The organism is Winogradskyella luteola (assembly GCF_019203985.1).
Classification (GTDB): Bacteria; Bacteroidota; Bacteroidia; order Flavobacteriales; family Flavobacteriaceae; genus Winogradskyella; species Winogradskyella luteola.
The window spans coordinates 1-1,211 of sequence record NZ_JAGSPD010000035.1 but is presented as its reverse complement, the minus strand read 5'-3'; the positions used below and the strand labels follow the sequence as shown (position 1 = coordinate 1,211).

The following is a 1,211-nucleotide window of genomic DNA, read 5'->3' as shown; positions in this document are numbered from 1 at the left end:
ACGATTGGATCACCACGGTCACCCACTACGACAAAAAATCGAGGCCCATCTATGTGTATTCCAAAAACGCATATCTGGACACCGAGGACAGGGTAAAGAGCCAACTGACCTTTGACGGCATGGTCACCGAGACCACGACCGTGCGCCAGAAGACCGGACAGCTCACCCTGACCATCGTGGACAGGTACTTATATGACCATGTCAACAGGCCACTGGGCCAACTGCAAAAGGTGAACGGTGCCGCCCTGGATGAGGCCATAGTAAGGTACATCTACGATGACCTTGGCCAGCTCGAGCGAAAGGACGTCGGAGGGAAGTGGAACGATATAGACAACCTTCAGAACGTGGACTACAGCTACAGCGTAAGGGGATGGCTAAGGGCCATCAACAATCCCGATATAACCGGTGGCAATGACCTCTTTGCCTTTGGGATCAACTACAGTACGCAGGACCATGGCGGCACGCCCCTGTACAACGGCAACATCGCCGAGACCGAGTGGAGGACGAAGAGCGACAACACCCTGCGCTGGTACCGATATGGCTATGATGACCTCAACAGGCTGAAATTTGCGTATTTCAACAGTTCTAGCAACGACCAGGTGAACTGGTACAACGAATCCAATATTACCTATGACAAGAACGGCAACCTACTTTCCCTGAACAGGACAAAAATGGGAAGCCCGGTAGCTGGGGCGGCCATGGACTACCTAAGCTATACTTACGGTACTGGGAACAAGTTGTTAAGAGTAGAGGAACAGTACGATGGAGCGGGCAGTTTTGAGGACGGGACAAATTCTGGGGACGACTACACCTACGATGCCAACGGCAACATGGTGGAGGACCTCAACAAGGGCATCTCGCGCATCGACTACAACCACCTCAACCTGCCAACGCTGGTCTATCTCCCTTCGGGCACCATTTCGTATATTTACGATGCCACTGGCATAAAACAGAAGAAGATCGTGAGCACCGGGACCACCACCGAATATGCGGGGAACTTTATCTACGAGGACGGATCGTTCAAGATGATGTCGCATCCCGAGGGCTATGCCGAGCTCAGGGCCAATGCCAAGATTCCCAGCTTTGACTATGCCTATCAGTATAAGGACCACTTGGGCAACGTGAGATTGACTTATGCGGACAGCGATGGCGATGGTTCTATCGATGCCCAAACCGAGATCATCGAGGAGAACAACTACTATCCCTTTGGC

General features: G+C 52.4%; 1 pseudogene. It reads left to right on the top strand.

The window, feature by feature from the left end:
* A pseudogene (locus tag KCG49_RS16285) lies at window positions 1-1,211 on the top strand (hypothetical protein); the annotation flags it as partial.